The organism is Bacillus sp. AK128, assembly GCF_053903075.1.
Map to the genome: position 1 here is coordinate 67,705 of NZ_CP096379.1, position 18,144 is coordinate 85,848.

At 37.0% G+C, this 18,144-nt stretch carries 17 protein-coding genes; 13 read left to right on the forward strand and 4 right to left on the reverse strand.

The window, feature by feature from the left end; all coding sequences use genetic code 11:
• Positions 1-7 precede the first annotated feature (7 nt).
• Positions 8-1,426 carry an NAD-dependent succinate-semialdehyde dehydrogenase gene (locus M1D60_RS00310; RefSeq protein WP_456277243.1) on the forward strand — a complete coding sequence of 473 codons (1,419 nt, stop codon included), beginning with the start codon at positions 8-10 and terminating at the stop codon, positions 1,424-1,426.
• Positions 1,427-1,525: 99 nt separating this feature from the next.
• The gene (locus tag M1D60_RS00315; protein WP_456279535.1) at positions 1,526-1,720 is read left to right on the forward strand and encodes a class F sortase; all 195 of its coding nucleotides are present in this window, start codon (positions 1,526-1,528) and stop codon (positions 1,718-1,720) included.
• 58 nt (positions 1,721-1,778) lie between these two features.
• Here the strand turns inward: M1D60_RS00315 and M1D60_RS00320 are convergent, their stop codons facing one another.
• Entirely contained in the window at positions 1,779-2,654 is an 876-nt protein-coding gene (locus M1D60_RS00320) for a MerR family transcriptional regulator (RefSeq protein WP_456277244.1), read from the reverse strand.
• 178 nt (positions 2,655-2,832) lie between these two features.
• Here M1D60_RS00320 and M1D60_RS00325 point away from each other — a divergent pair, with 178 nt between their 5' ends.
• From M1D60_RS00325 to M1D60_RS00360, 8 genes are all read left to right on the forward strand, one after another.
• Positions 2,833-2,907, forward strand: a complete 75-nt coding sequence (locus tag M1D60_RS00325; RefSeq protein ID WP_456279536.1) for a DUF378 domain-containing protein — start codon at positions 2,833-2,835, stop codon at positions 2,905-2,907.
• A gap of 180 nt (positions 2,908-3,087) precedes the next feature.
• Positions 3,088-4,563, forward strand: a complete 1,476-nt coding sequence (locus M1D60_RS00330; RefSeq protein WP_456277245.1) for a phytoene desaturase family protein — start codon at positions 3,088-3,090, stop codon at positions 4,561-4,563.
• A gap of 212 nt (positions 4,564-4,775) precedes the next feature.
• Entirely contained in the window at positions 4,776-6,035 is a 1,260-nt protein-coding gene (locus M1D60_RS00335) for an ATP-binding protein (RefSeq protein ID WP_456277246.1), read from the forward strand.
• Between the two features lie 235 nt (positions 6,036-6,270).
• Positions 6,271-6,963 (forward strand): Na-translocating system protein MpsC family protein, encoded by a 693-nt coding sequence (locus tag M1D60_RS00340; protein ID WP_456277247.1) that lies wholly within the window; start codon positions 6,271-6,273, stop codon positions 6,961-6,963.
• Positions 6,964-7,208: 245 nt separating this feature from the next.
• Positions 7,209-7,622 carry a hypothetical protein gene (locus tag M1D60_RS00345; RefSeq protein ID WP_456277248.1) on the forward strand — a complete coding sequence of 138 codons (414 nt, stop codon included), beginning with the start codon at positions 7,209-7,211 and terminating at the stop codon, positions 7,620-7,622.
• A 133-nt stretch (positions 7,623-7,755) separates the two neighbouring features.
• Positions 7,756-8,493, forward strand: coding sequence for a Na-translocating system protein MpsC family protein (locus tag M1D60_RS00350; protein WP_456277249.1), 738 nt, complete (start codon positions 7,756-7,758; stop codon positions 8,491-8,493).
• Positions 8,494-8,506: 13 nt separating this feature from the next.
• A complete protein-coding gene (locus M1D60_RS00355) occupies positions 8,507-9,184 on the forward strand; it encodes a Na-translocating system protein MpsC family protein (protein ID WP_456277250.1) in 678 nt (225 codons plus the stop codon).
• A 347-nt stretch (positions 9,185-9,531) separates the two neighbouring features.
• Positions 9,532-11,376: a sensor domain-containing diguanylate cyclase gene (locus M1D60_RS00360; RefSeq protein WP_456277251.1), complete on the forward strand. Its 1,845-nt coding sequence runs from the start codon at positions 9,532-9,534 to the stop codon at positions 11,374-11,376.
• A 48-nt stretch (positions 11,377-11,424) separates the two neighbouring features.
• Here the strand turns inward: M1D60_RS00360 and M1D60_RS00365 are convergent, their stop codons facing one another.
• Complete coding sequence (locus M1D60_RS00365; protein ID WP_456277252.1) at positions 11,425-11,940, reverse strand: GNAT family N-acetyltransferase; 516 nt, start codon at positions 11,938-11,940, stop codon at positions 11,425-11,427.
• A gap of 12 nt (positions 11,941-11,952) precedes the next feature.
• A complete protein-coding gene (locus M1D60_RS00370; RefSeq protein WP_456277253.1) occupies positions 11,953-12,963 on the reverse strand; it encodes a glutathione S-transferase family protein in 1,011 nt (336 codons plus the stop codon).
• Between the two features lie 222 nt (positions 12,964-13,185).
• Here M1D60_RS00370 and M1D60_RS00375 point away from each other — a divergent pair, with 222 nt between their 5' ends.
• Together M1D60_RS00375 and M1D60_RS00380 are read left to right on the forward strand one after the other, a co-directional pair.
• Entirely contained in the window at positions 13,186-15,126 is a 1,941-nt protein-coding gene (locus M1D60_RS00375) for an electron transport protein (protein ID WP_456277254.1), read from the forward strand.
• 143 nt (positions 15,127-15,269) lie between these two features.
• Complete coding sequence (locus M1D60_RS00380; protein WP_456277255.1) at positions 15,270-15,638, forward strand: hypothetical protein; 369 nt, start codon at positions 15,270-15,272, stop codon at positions 15,636-15,638.
• A 295-nt stretch (positions 15,639-15,933) separates the two neighbouring features.
• Here M1D60_RS00380 and M1D60_RS00385 read toward each other — a convergent pair whose 3' ends face one another.
• The gene (locus M1D60_RS00385) at positions 15,934-17,358 is read right to left on the reverse strand and encodes a cryptochrome/photolyase family protein (protein WP_456277256.1); all 1,425 of its coding nucleotides are present in this window, start codon (positions 17,356-17,358) and stop codon (positions 15,934-15,936) included.
• A gap of 108 nt (positions 17,359-17,466) precedes the next feature.
• On the opposite strand from M1D60_RS00385, the gene M1D60_RS00390 reads away from it, so the two are divergent.
• Complete coding sequence (locus tag M1D60_RS00390) at positions 17,467-17,907, forward strand: hypothetical protein (RefSeq protein ID WP_456277257.1); 441 nt, start codon at positions 17,467-17,469, stop codon at positions 17,905-17,907.
• The last annotated feature ends 237 nt before the right edge of the window (positions 17,908-18,144 follow it).

Consider the following 18,144-nt stretch of genomic DNA (forward strand, 5'->3'; position numbering starts at 1 on the left):
TGTTAACGTGGAAAGATATTCTATGTACATAAATGGACAGTGGATGGGACAGGAGCTAGACTTAATCGAAGTACTTAATCCTGCGACAAATGAGGTGATTGCTTCTGTACCCAAAGGAGGGAAGCGGGAAGCAAATCTAGCAATAGATGCTGCTTTCGATTCATTTAAGGAGTGGTCAAAGTTTTCTGCTTATGAGCGGGCTGCTCTCATTCGAAAATGGTTTGAGCTAATTAATGAACATAAAGAAGACCTAGCAAAAACAATGACACTAGAACAGGGAAAGCCTTATAAGGAAGCTTTAGGTGAAATAAACTATGCGAACGGATTTTTAGAATGGTATGCAGAAGAAGCAAAACGTATTTACGGAGAAACCATTCCTGCGACAGGAAGAGATAAACGTCTATTTGTTCAAAAGCAACCTGTTGGGGTAGTAGCTGCCATTACACCTTGGAATTTCCCAGCAGCTATGATCACTCGAAAGGTTGCTCCAGCAATAGCTGCCGGTTGTACGGTGGTCGTGAAACCAGCGGAACAAACACCATTAACAGCTCTTAAACTAGCAGAACTAGCTGAAAAAGCAGGCATACCAAATGGTGTCGTGAATGTCATTACCGGTGACGCTCAAGAAATTGGCGAAGTCTTATTAGAGGACCAACGTGTGAGAAAGCTAACCTTTACCGGATCGACTGAAGTAGGCAAAATATTAATGAAAGGTTCAGCCAATACAGTTAAGAAAATTTCCTTAGAGCTAGGTGGCCATGCACCTGTGATTGTGATGGATGATGCCAATCTAGAAAAAGCCGTTAATGGTGTCATCCAAGCAAAGTTCCGAAATGCAGGGCAAACATGTATATGTACAAATCGTGTATATGTTCATGAGTCCATATATGAGTCTTTTGTAGATAAGCTAACAGCAAAAGTGAAAGGTCTCAAAATGGGGAATGGCTTGGATGAAGGGACAGATATAGGTCCTCTTATAGATGAAGCTGCAATCGAGAAAGTTCAAACACATATTAAGGATGCAGTAGGGCAAGGGGCTAAGGTTGAAATAGGTGGAAAAGTAAGAGAGGGCTTGTTCATGGAGCCTACAATTTTATCCAATGTATGTGACCAAATGCTTTGTATGTCAGAAGAAACATTCGGGCCTTTGGCACCAGTTACCTCTTTCAAAACAGAGGAGGAGGTCATTAAGCGCGCTAATGATTCCATTTATGGACTAGCGGCCTATGTATTCACTGAAAATATTTCCCGGGGTATTCTCCTAACAGAAGCACTAGAATATGGGATAATTGGACTAAATGATGGTCTACCTTCCACTCCACAAGCTCCATTTGGAGGATTTAAACAGAGTGGATTAGGACGTGAAGGTGGGCATCATGGAATTGAGGAGTATTTAGAGGTTAAGTATATTTCACTAGGGTTGTAAAAATAATGAATAAATTAAGGGCGAGTCAGCAAAATTGCTGACCGCTCTTTTTGTAGTTTTGCGAACTTACATGAGCTCTCGACCCAAAATGAAATTATCATTTCGGATGGAACTAAACAGGTAACCTATAAAGTCATTTCTATAAAGTCTTATCCATTTGAAGAGGGACCCATTGAGGAAATCTTTGGGTTTACTTCTCAAAAACGACTACATTTAATTACATGCTCGGGAGATTACAATCTTCTTAAAAGAACGCATGAAGAAAGATTAGTCATAACCGCGATTGCCGAATAACAATAAAAGCAGCTGACGGTTGATTCAGCTGCTTTTTCTGATTATAAAAGGGAAAGTCTTACCTAATCGTTGCTTGAAACCATTCGTTCCATTCCACCTTCTGAAGATTCACTACTGATGGTGAATGGAAGAGCTCGGTATCTTGTATAGCTTTTCCTCCTAATACAAACTGTAGATGAGGTTCAGTATTAAGGGATTTCTTAATCCAATTTTCAAGCTCATCGAATGGTTGAGGGTTTGTTAAGGAGATGGCAATAATGGAAATCTCCTTCTTTTTTATTAATTCTGTAAGCCCTGAAAGGGGAGTGTTTGGTCCTAAGTAAATGACATCGATTCCTTTTTTTCTGAGGAATAGACTAAACAGCAGTAACCCAATATGATGGTGTTCTCCTTCAGGACAAAAAGCAAGTACTTTTGGCAGAGAATGATCAGTTGGCAGAATTCTTAAAAACTGAGTACATCTTTGAATAATGAATTGAGAAGAGAAATGTTCCTGGGCCGTTGTAATCTCTCCCTTTTCCCATTCATCCCCGACTTTATAGAGTACATGAACAAATATATGTTGAAAGACATCTTCATAGTCATATAAGGTGAAAGCAAGATCAGTTAAAGCATTCGCTTGCTCGGTATTAATTTCAACCAATGCATCATAAAGCTGATCAACTAAGCCATCGTATCCCTTAGGAGTATCGAAAATAATGGGCTTCTGCTGTTTAGTTTGTTGTTGTAATAACCTCACAGCTTCCCCAATCTTTATATTGTTTTCTTGCATTTTTTCCTTTAACCAACTAAGTGTATCAATATCCTTTTTGCTATATAAACGGTGCCCACCATCCGTACGAGTGGGGGAAATCACCTGATATCTTGTTTCCCATGCTCGAATCGTAACAGTTGGAATGTCTAGTAGCTCGGACACCTTTTTAATATTGTACATAAGATTTCACCTCACTATAATTATACATAATTTATACAAAAAAGCTTCGTAATTTCCCTATTTGTATAAAATTTAAAAATAAAAGATAAAATTGTTGTTATAATTGTATAGTATTTGTATAATATATATAGAAAAACTATGCAAACGTTATACAAAAATAAAGGCGCACGTAATGAAGATGTTATACAGTCTTGCTTTAATTTTATATATTGTTGGTGGGCTTAATTGGTTATTGATTGGATTATTAGAGTAGGACTTAGATGGAGGAATGGATTCAATCTTAGCTAAAATTGCTTAAATCTTATTAGTTTAGTAGCCATTTATAGCAATTGATTATTTCCATGTATAAATAGTGAATACTAAAGAAAAGGACATTTGATAATGTCCTTTTCTAATTCCTTACATGCAGTCGGAAACAAAGGAGCGAATTGAGTTGTCTAAGACAGTTTGTATAATTGGAGCGGGAATAGGTGGTTTAACAGCAGGGGCGTATTTAGCTAAGGAAGGCTTTCAAGTGACAGTATTGGAGAAAGCTTCAACAGTCGGGGGCTCCGCTGGTGCTTATATTAGGAAGAATCGTATATTTCCAACAGGCGCCACGATTGCATTCGGGCTGGAAGAAGGCGGTGTGCTAAGGAGCATCCTCAATGATTTACAGGTATCGATTTCCTTTGAAGAACTACAGCATCCAATGGATGTAGTGACTCCTGCAGGGAAAATATCAATTTATCAGGATGCTTTATTATGGGAACAAGAGTTGCGAGATGTATTTACGGATCAACAAGACCAAGTACTTGCATTTTGGAGGGAGCTTCACCGAATTGGTCAAGCGGTTGAAAAAGTTGTGAAAGGGAGAGTCTACTTACCTATTCAACGGTTAGCCGATTTGAACCGTTTACTACATGTAATCCTCCAATCTCCTACAAATACTTTACGTTTAAGTAAATATGCGTTCATGACGGTTGAGGATTTGCTAAGAAAGTACAAACTGGAGAATTTAATTCCCCTTAGATACTTTTTAGATGCACAGCTAATGGATGCTGCGCAAACAGATGTGAAGAACGCCGCTCTACTCCCCTCTAGTTTAGCTCTAACGATTTATCGAAATGGAAGCTATGCCATTGAAAACGGGTTATCTACACTGTGTCAGACAATTGCAAATCGAATGACTGATTATGGAGCAACTCTCCATTTATTATCACCTGTAAAGGAACTGAACTATAATAAACAGCAAAAAAAGTGGGAAGTTCATAGCAAAAAAGTGAATGGGCACTATGATGTGATCATAAATAATTCAGGGATATCTTTTGGACCTAGAACAAGCTATATAGACGAAGAAGGATTTTCATGGGGAGCCTTTCGAATAGATGCCCTTATAGATAAGGAAAATGTGAATGAGCTAAAAGAACGCAAGCTCCCCTTTGCCATTCAAGTTGTTCCAACTAAAGACCAACAAGAACTTCTGAAAAATGTTCATGGTCCTATATATGTCACCTTTCACCAATCAAAGGATCGATTGAGTAGTGAGGTAGAGAGTGAAATTATGATGACCGTGTCTGTTCATACGATTCCATCCCCATGGTTATCCATATCAACTGAGCAATATAAGCTTGAAAAAGAACGATTGATGAAAGATATACTTACTATTATTAATCAGAGCATTCCGATACAGGATCACATTTTATATGCTGAAGCAGGATCACCTAAGACCTATAAGAAGTTTGTCGGGAAGGCTGAAGTTGGAGGATTTCCACTAACTGTGAGAAATGCAATTATCAAACCTAAAAGTATTCGTTCAAGTCATCGTCAATTGTATATAGTAGGAGAGCAAGCATTTCCAGGACCAGGGACACTGTCAGCTGCCCTAAGTGGCTATCATGCAGCCCGTGCCATTATAGGTGAGTCGTAAACCTATTGAATATTCATACAAATTAATATATGATAATAAGTGGATAGAGGGAAAAAATGCCCTGATCTACTTACTTACGATTCTATTAAAAAAATAAATATAGGTTACGAATCTAGTTAAAAGAGGCTAGATATTAAAGCCAAAATAAGGTAGAGCAAGCTCTACTCTTATTTTGGCTTTTTTGTTTACTTATAATGGTGGAGATTACACTGATGGATATCCTTAAGGATCTTGTTTTGAACTTTTTTCTAATTTTTATATGCTTCATACTGGTAGTTTCCACAAAAGCAAAGAATGGACAGGTATCCAAACTATTTCTATTTTGCCTAGCTTCTCTTGCTGTAATATTTTGTATCACCTTTCCCATTCATTTAAATGAGGACTTCATGATTGACCTTCGGATGATTCCTATTATGGCTGTTGGTTTATATGGTGGTTGGTTAATTACTGTTGGGTTAATGCTAGTGAATATTGGTTATCGATTGTGGATTGGTGGAACGGGTAGCTATTCAACCATTATATTAGCCGTGTTAATCGGTAGTGTGATTAGTATTGTATCTCCCTTTTTCCTGTCACTTTCTTATCGAAAAAAGCTAGTGTTTAGTCTTATAATCGGTGGATTTACCTCATTACTTAGCATTGTAGTGATTATATATCTGTATGATCAGTCAATCTCGTTTAAAATGGCATTCATTAAAATGATTCTACAAGCAGCAGGGCTTTTCTTTATTGTTCTGTTATGGGAAAAAATGACCATGTATATGGGATTTCATGAGCGCTTATTGCGGACAGAAAAGATGGAGATAGTTAGTCATTTGGCCTCCAGTTTTTCACATGAAGTGAGAAATCCAATGACGACCGTAAAAGGCTTCTTACAATTGATGACGGATCCCAAAATTGATCGAGAGAAGATTACTAGATATGTATCGATTGCCATAAGTGAAATTGACCGTGCGGAAGCGATTATTAAAGAGTATTTAGCTTTTACGAAGCCGAATTCGGGAGAATACCAAAGGATAGATGGAGACGATTTACTGAAAACCTCCATTGAAGTGATGCGACCTTTAGCGAATGCTAATTCTATTAGTATAAATTACAGGAGTAGTAGCTTTTATATAGAAGGCAATAAGCAGCGAATGCAGCAAGTATTAATGAATCTATTCAAAAATTCGATTGAAGCGATGCAGAGCGGTGGTACGTTATCAGTATACACTGAGGTAAAGCAGAAGATGGTCACAATTCATATAGAAGATACCGGCATAGGGATGACAAAAGAACAAATTAGCCGTTTAGGCGAACCCTATTTTTCAACAAAAGGGGACCAAGGAACGGGCTTAGGGATGATGGCGGTTTACCATATCGTAGAGTCGATGGGAGGTTCCGTTGAGGTGACTAGCCAAACAGGACAGGGGACAAAATTCTCCTTACTTTTACCAAGCTATGAGAAAGAAGTGGAACCTAATCCCACTTGATAATTGGTTGTTTTCTTGCAACATCTATTTTTCTTTGGTATAATATTTGTGGACCATTTTCTAGCTGTCAATGGTTTTACTTGAGGAAAATAATAATTAAAAAATGCAACGATATGAAAAATAAATAAAAGCATGGGTAAATGGAAGAAACTATATTTAAATAGATCGTCTTTCCATGGCCTAACTTCTTTTTGAGGAGTTAGGCCTTTTTCTATGGAAAAAGGAGGAAATTCACATGAGGAAGCTGCATATGGCTAGTCAAGAGCACCTCCTGCAGCTAGGTAGTACACTAAGTAGAATGTTAAAAAAGAGGTTTGGAAAAGGTCCTGAAACCTGTTATGTCACTTTTCATTCAGAACGATTAACCATTTATATGAGAAATTTTGTTACACCGGCAGAAGAAGTATTACTTGAAAGAAATCAACATAAGTTGGCGCAACAATTTAGAAATAGTGTAATGGAAAGAGTATTTCAGCAATTCACTGAAGAAGCCTATCATTTACTTCATCTACACTTTGATCGTTATTTTAGTGATTGGGACTATTCCTCTAACACTGGGATTCTACTTGTTGAAAATAAAAGCCTACATCTTGACTGGGAGGATGCTAGACAGGTTCCAAATCAGCTTTTGGAGGTAATTGTTAATATTTCTTCAGCAGCACATAAGATTCCTGACAAATTAAAAATGATTAGAATTACTCCCAACATACTAGCCATCCGTTATGAAGGAATCCTTCTACAGACGGAAAAGGTCTTGATACAAAGAGGTTACACCGAGCTTTTATTAGAGCGATCATTTGAAATTAAACAAATCTATATGAATCATAAACATGAATTTCACCTTCCCCTTGGAAGAACAATTGCTGGCATTTATATGACTTGGGACTATCAGTGTGATGAGTGCTACCTATTTTTTTACTTACATTAAAGGGTTTACACAGTTTTGAATTTTTTATAAAATAATCTTGTAAAAAAGATGATTAAGCTTTTTTACCAGACAAGAACTAGAAGCAACACCATAGTTTGATATAAAGATGCGGAAAAAATTTTATAAAGATTTGGTAGGAATGATTTAGACAGTTAGCTAAACGTAAGCCAAATTAGCAAAAAGGACATACCTTTTTGCTAATTTGGCTTATTTTTTTTGAAATTCAACAAGGGGGATTAGGCAACATGAGTCAACAGGTAAGAGGCTATAAGGAGTTAGAATACTCCCGGTCTATCAAGAACTTAGATCAAATTTCTTCACAAATATTAGTAGAAGTGAACCGACTAATGGAGGAAATAGACAAATTAATTGGAGAGAAATATCATATAGGAGAAGAAATAGATTTTAATTACAAAGAAACCTTTTTAAATATTCTCAATGTAAAGGAATATTGTATCACTGTACTAGAGGGGCAAATTATTGATAAACAATTACTTATTGACTTAGTATCTTCAATCCTTGAATTAATGAGTAAACTATACGAACAAGTTCATCGGTTCATTGAACATTTACCTACAAGTAATCTTCCAATAGAACTGATGGTAGAGGTAGAAGTGAAGCTAATTCAGGTCAGTCATTTAGTGAAGGATATAGTGTAAGGTGAAGTTATTTAAACTACATGTTTGCAAATTGCCCAGCACGTGGTTTTTTAAAATTTGTTATAAAACCGTTTTTAACCTCCTTAAAAAGAACATACTATAATATTGATTATTTCGGGGGAGGAGTACTAGTATGGATGAAACCATTGTTCATTTACAAAAAGAAATTAGTGGATATATAGGTAAGCTGTTTAGAGAGATTTTTGGGAAAGGACCTCAATCTGTTAATACGACGATTGGATATACTTTCACCACGATTTATATGAGGAATTTTTTATCACCCTCTGAACGGGTACTTTTAGATCAAGATCAAGAGATGACGATTTTACAACTAAGAGATAAGTTGATGGAATCCATTACCCCTGAAGTACGGGCATATATTGAAATCCAAACAGGTAAAAAGATCAGAGAGGTTTACTATGATTGGAATTTACATAATAAGTCTGCAATGATTACATGTATTAGCGATGAGCCACTTACCCTATTAGATAATATTGATGAAGAATATAAGGGTAAAGAGGCCATTAATCAAGAGATTTCATTAATAAGTGAACAAGCTCAAAAAGTCCCAGAAGAGATCTATTCCTGTCAACTAAATGAACGTACCATTTTAATCATTCGAAATGGAATATTAGTCAGAATTGAAAAGGAATTAATTCGCCTTGGTCATGGTGATCTGCTTAGAAGAGTAAAGCGGAATTTAGAAAAGACCTATCTTCATAATACGAATCAGTTTCAAGCCATATTAAAAAATAAGGTAGTCGATGTATTGGTAGACTGGGATTTTGAGCTGGATAAAAGTGTGATTATGCTTATTATGAATCCAACAGAGCCAAGGAAATATGGATATAGTCAGATTGATAAAGAGTGAGAGGAGGTCATAAATGGAACAGGACACTTTGAACTTGATTAGTAGTTATGCTAGTAAGCTGCTTAGACAAAATTTCGGGAAGGGCCCGCAATCTTGTCAAACTACGATCAATAGGAATTTCGTAGTAGTTTATATTCGAGGGTTTATTTCTCCAATGGAAGAGGCACTACTTACTCAAGGGCAGAGAAACGAAGTCGAAAAGGCAAGGAACTTCATTATCACCCCTTTAATGAAAGAATTAAAAGGTATGGTTCAAATCACATTGGATTGTGAGATAGAAGGAATCTATCATGATTGGAATTTCCCTAATAATTCAGGAGTCATTATATTTATTATAGATCAAGAATTTAATCAGGCCTTAACCGATTCCACAGTTAATCTTTCATTATTAGAGAAAGAAGTAGCTAGAATTAGTATGCTCGTTCAAAAGATACCTGACCAAATATTCATTACTCCTATTTCTCCAACCATCTATTTAATCGAGCGAGTAGGCATTTTAATCAGAATCGAGCAATCATTAATTGAAAAAGGTTTTGAAGAAGAGCTCAAGATCACAAAGGATGAATTAGAAAAAAAATACTTTCACCACCACGGGAAATTCCATGAAATCTTTAATCGTTCAGTTCGAGATATATTTATCGATTGGGATCTTAGAGATGACAAATCAATGATGGCGTTTATTTTGGATTGAGGGAGCGAGTTACTATTATAGTTACATAACTTTGATGGTAGAAATTTTTTATGGACTAAACAAGGACTGAGTAGGCTTTTCTTTACTTGGTCTATTTTTATGGATACTTAGTGGAAATGTACATTAGGGCCTTTCATTAGGAGAATCAGCAGATAATGTTTAATTTTCCGCAATTATAGACTAAAATGTTATAATTAAAGCTGTCGATAAATGTCGAAGATTAATTGTTAAATAGCTAGTAATACCTGTTAAAATAAAGTTCATATATAGTCCAAAAGTAATAGGTAAAGATATAAAGAATGGTTTTCTATCATTCACTAAGAGTGTTGTTGGGAGGCATGGAACACATGTCCTTTAAGAAGGGTATTTTTATTCTAGTATTAGTAGCTGCTTTTCTGTTTATGTTTAATCTACAGGATCAACAAGGTTCCAAAACCATCCCAATTAGAAATGGAGAAGTAGATATTAAAAATGAGTCTTTCTCTGATTTTGGCTCGTTAAATTTACATGGAGAATGGGAGTTTTTTTGGAATGAGCTCATCGAACCAGACCAAATAAACAACAGAGGTCAGATGGTAAGCGTTCCAGACGAATGGTCTACACTAGAACAAGAAGATGAAATGGATCTTGGGTATGCGACGTATCGATTGAAAATTAATAATATAGATACAACAGATTCAAATTTATTAGCAATAAAGATCTCTAAAATCCCATCAGCTTATAAATTATTTGTAAATGGTGAGTTAATAGGTGGCGATGGGGTAGTTGGAAGAACAAAGGTAGAAGAGAAACCAGCCTATAAACCTGCAGTACATAGTTTTATGGCTAATGGAAACGATATTGAGCTAGTTCTTCAAGTATCTAATTTTCATTACCGTTCAGGTGCAATTAGAGGAGAGCTTGTATTAGGCGAAGCAAGTCACCTATTAAAAGAGAGAGAAAGAAGTATAGCATTTGAAATGTTAATGTTCGGTGGACTCTCTCTGCTAGGACTTTATCATATCTCCTTATTTGCATTTCGAAAGAAAGAATATATTCCATTATTCTTTGGTTTATTCTGTATATTAATTGCATTAAGAATCAGTTTTATTGGTCAAGTCTATTTTGTGGGGATTTTCCCAGAAACACCGTTTTTACTTCAAACAAAGTTAACATATCTATCTTTTTACTTATGCGTTCCATTCTTTATGTTGTTTCTTTATTATTCCTATCCGGAGGAAACATCTAAATTATTAACTAAAACCGTAGCAGTCATTTCAGGATTTTGTTCATTGATTGTGCTATTTAGTCCAGTTTCTATCTTTACTAGTACAGTCAAATTTTACTTACCATATACCATTTTAATAGCTTTTTACAGCTTTTTTATCTTTATTAAAGCATATATTCGTAAAAGATCAGGCTCATTTATTACAACGATCTGTGGAGGTGCATTATTAATGGCCTGCCTGCATGATCTTTATAATTACAGTCAAAATATAAGCAAAGGCGAATTGATTCCTTTAGGCTCGTTAATCTTTGTACTAGGTTTAGGATTAGTAAATTCTCAAAAGCTAGCAAATACCTTCTCGAAAGCAGAAGCCACGCATGTCTACTTGAGAAACTGGGCTAATGAGCTTGAACAAACGGTGGAGGATCGTACTGCTGAATTACAAAAGGCAAATAAGAAATTAAAGGCGTTATCCTTTAAGGATGGCTTAACAAATGTAGCCAATCGACGTTATTTTGATGAAAGATTAAAAGAGGATTGGAATGAAGCTATACACGAACAAAAACCGATTTCATTAATCCTTTTAGATATTGACTACTTTAAGCAATATAATGATCTATATGGACATCTAAAGGGAGATGAGTGCTTACGTATTGTAGCACAGACATTAGATCAAGGTATTGGTCATAGTCACGCTACTTTTGCTAGGTATGGCGGAGAAGAGTTTGCTGTCATACTAAGTCTTACGGATCGTCAGGAAGCAATGAAGGTCGCACAGGAAATCAAAGAAATGATTAGAAACCAGGCGATTGAACATAAAGAGTCTCCAAAAGGCTATTTAACAATGAGTATTGGGGTCGCAACGATTATTCCGATTCATGAGGAAAAACCACAGCTACTCATCTCGTTGGCAGATGATGCTCTATACCAAGCAAAAGAAAATGGTAAGGACCAAGTAGAATCCTATGAGAAGGTCATCATATAAAAAAGGAGCCATTGTGAACTGCAGCTTAAGCAGTTCACATGGCTCCTTTTAATCATTCAATTCTAAAACGTACGCTCTAACAATGATTCCATCATTTGCTGGCTCAAAGTCGTATTGAGGTAATCTTCTAAAACCGAATTTTTCATAAACACTCATGGCATTTTTCATAAAGTCTCCAGTATGCAAACCAATTGAGTGGATTCCTTTTTCCTTAGTACGCTTCAAGCATTCAGAAATTAAGGCATTTGCCACGCCTTTTCCACGTGCTTCAGGATCAACGGCAAGCATTCTTATTTCAGGATAATCCAATTCATCTACCAATCCGTCATAGGCATCTGATTTAGGAGGAAATAACACGATGCTCCCGACTATTTTCCCATCTAATTCCGCAGCTATGATCTCTACGCCTTCTTGAAGATCAGCATCACTCGATAAAGCTTTCTTCAAAGCATTCCAATGATCTGCAGGTAGCACGTTCGCATATTCACTATAAGCTTTTATTCTTTGTTCCCTAATAAAGGGAAGTATATCCTGATTAGCATCGAGAATGTTGAGATTACTCATTGTATTCGACTCCTATTTTTGAATTAAGAACTTCTCTGCTTTCCCACTAAGCTCTGCTCGGTTATGGGGAGTTTCATAAATCGAAACTTCTGGCCCTAAAGGTAAAACAGTCGGTTCGACCTTATCAGGTGAGATTGTAATGGATAAATGATAATGTCTTTTAATTGAATCAAAATCAGTCGTTTCACCAAATCCAGGAGATTGGTATAAATCACGCACATACCCCCATAGGTTAGGAAATTCACGGATTAAATTACGATTTGTATTAAACGCTGTAAAATAAGCCGCATCAAAGCGAATTAATGTTGTATAAAATCTAACATCGGAATCTGTAATGTAATCACCAAGTAGGAAGCGATTTGTTGATAAATGTTCCTCCAATTGATCAAGTCTTGCAAACAATGTTTGATAGGCCTCTTCATAAGCTTCCTGTGATTGGGCAAATCCACATTTATAAACCCCATTGTTTACTTCATGAAAGATGACCTCATTTAATGCATCAATTTCAGCTCGTAAGACTTCTGGATATAAGTCGGGTGCATTCTCTTTATGAAGAGGTGCCCACGCTGTTTCAAAATAGTTAGTCAGCTTAAAATAATCATTGTTAACGGCCTTTTTTTCCTTAATATCTACCATTACTGGAACGGTTGGACGACCCGTATATTCTGGGTCAGCGTTGTGATAGACCTCACTCATATATTGAACTCCAAGCACAGGATCTATATTATTTTCATCTAAAGAAAATTCCCAATCCACACGAGAAATACGAGGTCGCATCGGGCTTGTTGTACCAAGGCTGATTGCATCTTCTAGTCCCAAAATCTTCCGAACAATAACTGCTCGGTGAGCCCAAGGACAAGCTGGTGACCAAAGAAGTCGATAGCGTCCAGCTTCTACTGGTAATTCATCAGGCTGTTGACCAAATGGGGTAGTAAATCGGTTTGTCTGACGATTAAACGAACCATCCGCTTTAATTTCCTTCGGCTTTCCAATCGCACAGCTCAAATTTTCATTTTGAGTCATATATCATCATCCCTTCTAATCGGTTGATAAGTTAGATTTTTTTTAAGCGTATTATAATCAAAATATTTAAGCAAGTTTAATGCAACCAGTTCGTTTTAAGAATTAAAAAGCATTTGTTTAAAAGAAGAAACAAGATTCAAGATTCATTTATTGGGAATCGTGATTATTTTGACAAAACAGGTAAAAATAAAAAAATCATCCCGAACACTCAAGGAGGACAACATGAAGCGCAGGTATTATTTATACATAGTAATAGCTCTTATCGCGGTCGGAGCCATCTTTATATATACAAATGAGTTTGAATATGCGATGATCCCTGATCAAGAAAAGGTCTATGATCACACTCGGAATGACCGTAAAGGTGTTGATGTGTGGGGAAGATTTGTGAGTAAAGATTCAGAATCAATAAGAAATGTAACCACAAGTGAAGAGACCTTCGAGGAGGGGGCGATCGAAATAGATGAAGAGCTCCTTGAGCTTGGTAGAGAGGTCTTTTATAAAGAAACTTTTGGCAATGAGGTATTTCTAACGGATATTATGGGAGTAATCAATGGTCCTCTGTCAATTACTAATATCGGGAAAGCTATTCTTGCACTTAATGGTGAGGGTACAAGCAATCTAAGGGTTGAGCTAGCGGAGGATATTACCCTTGGTGAAACAATCTTTAAAAAGGGAGATATAGTAGATACAGGAATTGATGTTCCAAAGGGATCGCTAACTCCGCTTGGAATGCCAATGTCTTGGGGTGATGGGAGAGTAAGAGTTGGAATCAGTTGTGCAGCCTGTCATGCTTCCGTTGATCCGGTAACGAAGACAGTGGTTGAAAATGCCCCTAATGCTGATTTGAATGCAGGTTTGATTATGGCATTGGCAACCAATTCAACGGCTTTCTTTTCCCATTCACAAATAGAAAGTATCGAAAAATATGTACGGGAAACGAGTCCGAAGATTGTGGACTCTAAAGGTAAACAGACATCTTTGCCAGATGCGGAGGAACTAGAGAAAGCAGTAGACCAAATGTTAATCAAATGGCCAAGAGGAAACTTCGACTCGACGGTTGATATGATTGCCAACCCATGTCAAATCCCGGATGCTTATACGTTAGGTGACCACCCATATGGATGGAGTGGCTTTTCAGCTGCTGGACCCTTTAAAGGGTTAGCCTCCTTTAGTAATAATGTTCATGCACAAAATGCAGATTCATTGACCCAAGTAAAAATCAGTGATGAATTAGTGGATATAGATCCAGAGGTTTACATGGGCATGATCCTGCAAAATGCAGCCAATCCAAAATTCCGATACAATCCTAATTTGGAGGAGAAGCCGACTGAATTTTTTGAGTCAGTAGACCCGACACCGGGAGCGGTAGGTGTGAATGAGATTGTAGCTCAACCTGAATTTCCAAAAGTTTCTATAGTAGCCCCAGCGGGTGTGTTTGTTAGTGGGGAAGGATTTACATTTAATGAACAGAATTATGCAGTCAGTGCTTGGCAAAACACCATTAATCCACCAAAACCGAAGTACGAGATATCAGATGAGACTATTGCCCAGGGTAGAGAGGTGTTTGTCAGTGCTGGTTGTATCAGCTGTCATGCTGGGAATAACCTAACGAATAATCAAGTAATTTCAACAAAAGTAGTGGGGACACAACCATCACGAGCTAAAGGCTTGAGTAAAACAGAAAAGGTATTTGGAGAATCATATTTATACGCTCCTGATACACCAGTCCCACTTCCGGAGAATCCAAAAGTGCTAAAAGTACCAACCGAGCATCTTGATCCAGAACAAGTTAAATTAGCGTTTGGGCATGATAATTCTCCAGGTGGTTATAAAGTGCCAAGCTTAATTGGACTTTATTGGACCGTTCCTTATTTACATGACGGCGGCGTTGCGGTAGGTCAGAACGGAGAATTAGGTATGACGAATACTATAATAAAAGGAGTAAATCCAGATCCAAAAAACAGTTTATTGGCCATGGTGGACCGTGACTTACGTCAAAAGGTAATCGAAGCGAACCAGTCTAGTGAACGTCTCCGAGATGTTCGTGTGACAGGTGAAGGACACTCCTTCTGGATTGATGAACAAAGCGGGTATAGCAAGGAAGAGCAAGAGGCCGTAGTGGGGTATTTACTATCACTGTATAAGCAGTATGGGGAGAAGTAGTTGTTAGTAGAGAAGGTAATTTTGGCCATCTATTTAAGAGGTTCAAGTTTTTATAGGAAGGTATTCCTATTCAAAGAAATTCCTCCATCATCTAAACTAAAGGAAGCAATGTCTTATAATATATAGATGAGAGGAATTCGAATATGGAACTTAAAGAACTGATCTCCAAGATTAATAAGGCTGTAGATGAATTGGATCTCGTGAGTGCTAGGAAATACATCGAGGAAAATCACGAAATACTTAATGCGAATAGAAGTCTGTTAAAAGGTAATGCAAGAGAGCTCTTACTATTTATTACAAGCAGAGTGGAGTCCGGTCAGGAGCAGTTAACAAGAAGTGAGCTCGCTACTGTTAGTGCGGTTAATAAATACGCAACAAACTTTGATATAAGATCAGTCAAACTGGCGATAAAAGATAAACAGCAACTTTTATTAAAAGCGGATTTTATCAATCACCTTAACTCAGATGCAAAAGTATTGTTAGAGGGTATGGGCGCCATTCAGCGTAACTAAAAAGAGATGACATCGATTTTGATGTCATCTTTTTGTGCTTTTAAAGCATTCTAGTGATTCTTCAACTTAATTTAGATTTGTTTTATTGAAATTACTCATTTCAGCCGTTTTAGGAAGACAAATAGTTAGTATTGACTCTGTCAAAAGTAACTTATCAACGAAATAACTAAGTTTATCAACGATATTTTGTTTTTAACATCGATTCTTGACCTCTTAACGACGAAAAACGCAATTTATCAACGAAAAGACTAGTTTTATCAACGATTTACCTTTTTCTTACAAATAGAAAAGCCAATTACTTAATCTCCTCATAAGCCCGAAGTGCACGCTCTCTTGCCGATGTATGGTCAACGATAGGGAAGGGATAGGTTTCACCTAAAACAATATTAGCTTCCTCTAAAATATCAGCGGGTGCATCCCACGGCCGGTGGATATAAGGTGCAGGGAGCTTTGAGAGCTCTGGAAGCCATGTGCGGATATACTCTCCATCCTTATCAAATTTTTCACTTTGAAGGATGGGATTAAAAATACGAAAATAAGGTGCAGAATCGAAGCCCGTTCCTGCAATCCATTGCCAGCCCATTGAATTATTAGCAGGATCAAAATCAACCAATGTATGACGAAACCAGCTCAATCCCTCGGTCCAATTAACTAACAGATGCTTCACAAGGAAAGAGGCAGCAACCATTCTCACTCTATTATGCATGGCACCTGTTTCCCATAGCTCTCGCATTCCTGCATCTACAAGGGGATAACCAGTTATTCCTCTTTTCCAGCAATCTAGATGTTCACTCTGGTTCATCCATGGAAAGGATTCAAACTGATGACGTAGCGGAGTATTGGTGATTGATGGATGATGCCAAAGCTGATAATAACTAAACTCTCTCCAAGCCAGCTGGCGGAGAAAAGCATCAACTTGACCATGTACATCCTTGTTCTCGTCAACATGTCTTTTAGCAGCATACCAAATCGCTCTTACACTAATATTTCCTGATGATAAATAAGGTGAAAGTCCTGAGGTTGCTTGTGCTGCCGGTACATCCCTCTCATCCGGATAGCGATGCACCCCCTGTTTTAGAAAGCGCGTCCATTGCTTGATGGCAAAATCTTCACCAGGTATCCAGTAGCGATGAAGCTTTTCATCCCACCTTACTAAAGGGAGTAGGTCTAGTTGCTCAACATAAAGTGATTTAATTGGTGTTTTATAGCCAGAAATCTCCTTAGGGATTGGATAGGGTCTAGGGATTGACTCTTTCATAAGGCTAGAGAAAAAGGGAGTAAACATCTTGTACGGCTCCCCTGATTGAGTAAGTATATACGACGGATGATAAAGCAGATGAGAACGAAAGGTTTTGGTCTGAATACCTAATGCTTTTAACCCATTTAACGTCTTCTCATCATTATGAATAGCACTAGGTTCATATCGCTCATTATAATAAACAACCTCTGCACCTGTTTCCTTTATTACCTCTTGAAGCTCATCTAGATAGTTACCAGCACGAATGATGAATGGTATGTTAAGGGAGTAAAAGGCTTTTATTATTTCAACTAGTGAATGATGGAGCCACCACTTTGCCGTTGGACTAGCGTGTAGATCTATCTCTTCTTCTTTGGACCATATAAAGACAGGAATAACCATTCCTTGCTGAGCTGCCTCCCATAATGCAGGATGGTCATGGAGGCGTAAATCTTTGCGAAACCAAACAATAATTTTTTTCATAATTCCCCTTTTCAAACTAATCGTAATGAACAATCTATTTATGTTAAAGTATAATATATGTGTACAATATTTGTATAGATTTTGTAAAGATAAAAAGGGGGATAAGCTTTGAGAATTTTAATTAAAGGAGCAATTATCGGTATTTTTTCTGGTGTTTTACTTGGTCTTTTTTTAAAGCTAGTTGAAGAAAAAGTAGGGACAAAGGTTTACACCCTATTACTAAATGTTGATTATATCCCTTATATAAAGGAGATCCATTTATCAGAAGTTGTGGAGTTTTTCCTGCATTTAATTATTTCAATTATGCTATCCATCATCTTACTTCTGGTTATTACTAAATACCGTTGGAACAATCGTGAGATCATCATTCGGACTGTTTTAATTTGTCTATTCATAGGAATCTTTCTCTATCCGACGACAGCATTGTCTGAACGAACGCCACCAATTACCTCCTTCCAGGCAATTGCTTTTTGGTTGATTGGACATATTGGTTATGGTTTTATTCTTGCTAGTTTCTTTATCAAAAAATCGATTAAAAACGAGAGCTGAATTTTGGCTCTTTTTTGTTTTTACTCCTGGAATCTTCATAAAACACCCCGTTAACTACCGCTGTCTCTATTCGGTACTACCTCATTTCAAAAAAATTCCTAATTTAATTTTTCAGAAAATTTAGTTGTTTAGCAGGTTGATTCATGTTAATTTATATGTAAGGTTTTATTACATACGATGTTAGGTATTGATGATTTTAGCTCGCTAGTCTCATTTAATTATTACTCAAGGTATTCT

Excerpts from the sequence above, each read along its gene's own strand:
- M1D60_RS00385 (WP_456277256.1), bottom strand. The coding sequence starts at position 17,358 with ATGAAAAAAATTATTGTTTGGTTTCGCAAAGATTTACGCCTCCATGAC.
- M1D60_RS00365 (WP_456277252.1), bottom strand. The coding sequence starts at position 11,940 with ATGAGTAATCTCAACATTCTCGATGCTAATCAGGATATACTTCCCTTT.
- M1D60_RS00350 (WP_456277249.1), top strand. The coding sequence starts at position 7,756 with ATGGATGAAACCATTGTTCATTTACAAAAAGAAATTAGTGGATATATA.
- M1D60_RS00370 (WP_456277253.1), bottom strand. The coding sequence starts at position 12,963 with ATGACTCAAAATGAAAATTTGAGCTGTGCGATTGGAAAGCCGAAGGAA.
- M1D60_RS00375 (WP_456277254.1), top strand. The coding sequence starts at position 13,186 with ATGAAGCGCAGGTATTATTTATACATAGTAATAGCTCTTATCGCGGTC.
- M1D60_RS00355 (WP_456277250.1), top strand. The coding sequence starts at position 8,507 with ATGGAACAGGACACTTTGAACTTGATTAGTAGTTATGCTAGTAAGCTG.
- M1D60_RS00335 (WP_456277246.1), top strand. The coding sequence starts at position 4,776 with ATGGATATCCTTAAGGATCTTGTTTTGAACTTTTTTCTAATTTTTATA.
- M1D60_RS00320 (WP_456277244.1), bottom strand. The coding sequence starts at position 2,654 with ATGTACAATATTAAAAAGGTGTCCGAGCTACTAGACATTCCAACTGTT.
- M1D60_RS00380 (WP_456277255.1), top strand. The coding sequence starts at position 15,270 with ATGGAACTTAAAGAACTGATCTCCAAGATTAATAAGGCTGTAGATGAA.
- M1D60_RS00340 (WP_456277247.1), top strand. The coding sequence starts at position 6,271 with ATGAGGAAGCTGCATATGGCTAGTCAAGAGCACCTCCTGCAGCTAGGT.
- M1D60_RS00360 (WP_456277251.1), top strand. The coding sequence starts at position 9,532 with ATGTCCTTTAAGAAGGGTATTTTTATTCTAGTATTAGTAGCTGCTTTT.
- M1D60_RS00345 (WP_456277248.1), top strand. The coding sequence starts at position 7,209 with ATGAGTCAACAGGTAAGAGGCTATAAGGAGTTAGAATACTCCCGGTCT.